This window comes from Streptomyces sp. 13-12-16, assembly GCF_002114215.1.
Classification (GTDB): Bacteria; Actinomycetota; Actinomycetes; order Streptomycetales; family Streptomycetaceae; genus Streptomyces.
The window spans coordinates 1,947-5,767 of sequence record NZ_NCTE01000933.1; the positions used below are offsets into that span (position 1 = coordinate 1,947).

General features: G+C 72.5%; 5 protein-coding genes. 2 read left to right on the forward strand and 3 right to left on the reverse strand.

Annotated features, from left to right (window positions below; translation table 11 throughout):
- Positions 1 to 337 (reverse strand): nuclear transport factor 2 family protein (locus tag B7767_RS32460; protein WP_085575251.1); only part of this gene is annotated, 337 nt, incomplete at its 3' end.
- Between the two features lie 69 nt (positions 338 to 406).
- Between B7767_RS32460 and B7767_RS32465 the strand changes: the two genes are divergently transcribed.
- Positions 407 to 970 carry a PadR family transcriptional regulator gene (locus B7767_RS32465; protein WP_085575252.1) on the forward strand — a complete coding sequence of 188 codons (564 nt, stop codon included), beginning with the start codon at positions 407 to 409 and terminating at the stop codon, positions 968 to 970.
- Positions 971 to 974: 4 nt separating this feature from the next.
- On the forward strand, positions 975 to 1,733 hold the full coding sequence (locus tag B7767_RS32470; RefSeq protein WP_085575253.1) for a class I SAM-dependent methyltransferase: 759 nt from the start codon (positions 975 to 977) through the stop codon (positions 1,731 to 1,733).
- On the opposite strand, the gene B7767_RS32475 is transcribed toward B7767_RS32470, so the two are convergent.
- Both B7767_RS32475 and B7767_RS32480 read right to left on the reverse strand, forming a co-directional pair.
- Positions 1,703 to 2,446, reverse strand: a complete 744-nt coding sequence (locus tag B7767_RS32475; RefSeq protein WP_085575254.1) for a GntR family transcriptional regulator — start codon at positions 2,444 to 2,446, stop codon at positions 1,703 to 1,705. The two genes, B7767_RS32470 and B7767_RS32475, sit on opposite strands and share 31 nt — an antisense overlap.
- Before the next feature lie 122 nt (positions 2,447 to 2,568).
- On the reverse strand, positions 2,569 to 3,537 hold the full coding sequence (locus B7767_RS32480; protein WP_085575255.1) for an acetylxylan esterase: 969 nt from the start codon (positions 3,535 to 3,537) through the stop codon (positions 2,569 to 2,571).
- Between the last annotated feature and the right edge of the window lie 284 nt (positions 3,538 to 3,821).

A 3,821-nucleotide genomic window follows, 5' to 3' on the forward strand; every position in this document is an offset into this window, starting at 1 on the left:
CGAGCGCCTGCGCACCCGACAGCGGACGCACCATCACGGTCAGCTCGTCGATGCGTCCGTCGTCGTCGACGTGGAGGAAGTCGCAGCCGTCGATCCGGCGGTCACCCACCCGCGCGGCGAACACGAGCGCGTGGTCACGGCCGTCGGCGTCGCCGATCTCGCGCACGTACCGGAAGTCCTCGAAGACCTCCGCGACCGCGCGCAGGATCGCCCCGGTGACCGCCCTGCCGGTGTACGGCTTGAACACGACCGGGCTGGTGAAGACGACGTCCTCCGCCAGCAGCGCCACGGCGGCGTCGAGGTCATGGGCCTCCACCGCCTCCCGGAATGCTCGCATCGCAGCTCCTATAGGCAATTTGTTGAATAGGTGCGGATGACAATAATCACCCGCTGCTAACGTGTCCACATGTCCCTCAAGTACGCCGTCCTGGCCGCCCTCCTGGAGGGTGAGGCCTCGGGCTACGAGCTGTCCAAGATCTTCGACGTCTCGTTCGCCAACTTCTGGGTCTGCACACCCCAGCAGCTCTACCGGGAACTCGAGCGGCTGGCGGGGGACGGGCTCGTCGAGGCCCGGGTGGTACGGCAGGAACGGCGCCCGGACAAGCGGATGTTCACCCTCACCGAAGCCGGCCGCGACGACCTGCGCGCCTTCGCCACCGAGCCGCCCCGGCGGCCCACCGCCATCCGCGACGAACTCCTGATCAAGATCCAGGCCATGGACGGCACGGACCCCGGGGCCACGGCCGCGCTGCTCGAGGAACGGATGGCGTGGGCGCGCGGCAAACTCGCCCGCTACGCGCGCGTACGCGAACGCCTGCTGGACGGCCGCTCCGAGGAGGAGTACCTGAGCGAGGCCGACCGGGTCGGACCGTACCTCACCCTGCTGGGCGGAATCGCCTTCGAGGAGGAGAATCTGCGCTGGTGCGAGCGGGTGCTGGCCGTGGTGCGCGGCCGCGCTCCCCTAGGCTGACCGGATGTTCAGCCCCGAAGGCCCCCGGTTGCGCGAACTCGCCGTCCAGGCGCTGTCGTCCGTGGAACGCGGTTACGACCTCCTCGCGCCGAAGTTCGACCACACCCCCTTCCGCACGCCCGACCCGGTGCTCGACGCCACCGTGGAGGCGCTGCGGCGGGCGGGGCCCTTCGAGGCCGGGCTCGATCTGTGCTGCGGCACCGGTGCGGGCGTCGACGTACTGCGGCAGGTGTGCCGGGGGAGCGTCACCGGAGTGGACTTCAGCACCGGCATGCTGACCGTCGCGCGGGAGCGCGTCCGGCCGCCGGGGCCGGCGGTCGGCTGGGTGCGGGCGGACGCGCGGGCACTGCCGTTCGGCCCGGTCTTCGACCTCGTGGTCAGCTTCGGCGCGTTCGGCCACTTCCTGCCCCGTGAACTGCCGGGGCTGTTCGCGCAGGTCCACTCGGTGCTCCGGCCGGGCGGACGCTTCGTCTTCCCCGTGGTCGCGCCGCCCCGGCCGGGCTCGCTCGCGTACGGGATGCTGCTGGGGTTCGACGCCGTGATGCGGGTGCGCAACGCGGTGTGGCGCCCGCCGTTCGTCATGTACTACCGCGCCTTCCGTTTCGGTGCCGTGCGGCGCGAGCTGGCCCGGGCCGGGTTCCGGGTGGAGTCGTGGGCACTGTCCGAGTTCGGACGGCGCCGGGACGGCAGTCCACGGGTCCGGCTGGTCGTCGCCGGGCGCGCCGGACCCGGTCAGACCGCCGCCGGGACCGTGAACTCGTAGACCAGGACGTCCTCCTGGGCGTCCATGACGAGTTCGGTGATCTCCAGCGGGCGGGCGTACTGGTCGTGCACCCGCCGGGTGACCCGGACCGACGGCGTCCCCGCGACCGGTGTGATCGTGTCGCGGTGATGCAGGGTCAGGCCCGCCCGGCGCATCCAGTCGTAGGCCCGCCGCAGCTCCGCCGCGCCGGTGCCGTCGGCCCGGTCGCGGTAGCGGCCCAGTTCCTCGACCTCCGCGAGCGCCACGGCGGAAAACGATGTCACCGCCGCCCGCAGCTCCCGCCCGTCCGCCGACGCCGACCGGTAGCGGTGCACCAGCGTCGGCCGGGCCGGGGCCACTCCCAGGGCCTCGGCGTGTCCGGGCGGCGGGGCCTCCCAGGTCACGGTGGCCCTGGTCGTCGCGCCCCGCTCGGCGTACCGCGCGCCGAGCGGGAAACCGGACGACGCCGGCGTCTCCACCGGCAGGCCGGGCAGCGTGGCGTGGCTGCCCCGCCGGTCGGTGGCGACCAGTCCGTCACGGCGCAGCACCTGCAGCGCCTGCCGTACGGTCTCCCTGCTGACCTCGAAGTGCTCGGCCAACTGCCGCTCGCCGGGGAGGCGTTCACCGGGCGGAATCGTTCCGTCCAGCAGTTCGCCGAGCAACTCCGTGGCGATCCTCCGGTAGAGGGGCGCACCTTCGACGGGCGAGTGGTGGTGCGGGGTGGTGCGGGCCATACCGCGCCTCCTGTTGGTGACGTTCCGTAGCCGTGCGGGCTCGTTGCGCCATCACAAATACCATTGGTCTACACCACCAGGGAAGAGCGGTCCGGCAGTTCGGCCGGAACCGTACGGTCCCCTCAGGCGTGCGAGCGCATCCAGCGCAGCTTGGCCGCCTCCTGGAACGCGCCGCCGCCCTCGTGGTCGTTGAAGTCGTACACCTCGATCGCCTTGTCGTCGTGCGCCCAGGCGTTGAAGGCCCCGAACACCGTCGAGGGCGGGCAGGTCTGGTCCTCCAGAGCCGCCGAGAACAGGGCGGGCGCACTGCCGCGGGCGGCGAAGTGCACGCCGTCGAAGTAGGACAGCGTGCGCAGGACGTCCTCGAAGCGGCCGCGGTGCGTCTTCAGGTAGGAGCCGATCTCCCGGTACGGCTGCCGGTCGGTGAGCGTCGTCGCGCGCGGGAAGTCGCAGAGGAACGGCACGTCCGGCGCGATGCCGGCCAGGTCCGGGACCAGCCCGCCCACCGCGATGGTGATGCCCCCGCCCTGGCTGCCGCCCACGGCGACCGTGCGGCTCGCGTCGGTCAGTGGATGCGACCGCGCCGCCTCCACCGCCCGTACGGCGTCCGTGAACACCCGGCGGTAGTAGTAGTTCTCGGGGGCGTCGATGCCGCGCGTCATGAAACCGGGGTACGCCGGAGCGCCGCCCACCGGGTCGGCCGTACCGCCGCCGGCGCCCCAGGCGCTGCCCTGGCCCCGGGTGTCCATCACGAAGTGGGCCCGGCCCGTGGACGCCCACAGCAGGTGCTCGTGCGGCAGCCCGCGGCCACCGCCGTAGCCTATGAACTCCACCACCAGCGGCAGCGGGGCGTCGGCGCCGGCGGGCAGCACCAGCCAGCCCTTGACGGGGTGACCGCCGAACCCGGCGAACGTCACGTCGAGGACGCGCACCGTCGACAGCCCCGTGTCGACCGGCTCGAAACGGGCGTCCAGATCGTGCTCGCGCGCCTCGGCGAGCGTCTTGGACCAGAACGCGTCGAAATCCTCGGGCGCGGTGGACGCGCTGCGGTACTCGCGCAGTTCGTCGAGGGGGAGGTCGAACAGGGCCATCAGGGACCGCCTTCGTGAAGAGACAGTGCGAAGCGATGACACCGTACGTGGATCATCGGCGCCATCGCCAGAGTCTCTGGGGAAAGTCCCAGGTGGTGGGCATGGAAAGCGATTGCTGCCAGGGTGCCGGCGGGAGGTGGCGGACGGAAGGCGGCCGCCGGCTCAGACGCCGCGGTGCGTCCACTCGGGCCCGGTGCGGGCCCAGCCCCGCTCCCACTCCGCCAGCCTGCGGCGCATCGCCGCCCCGCGCACCGCCCGGTGCGCGAGCAGCACCACGGCCGCGG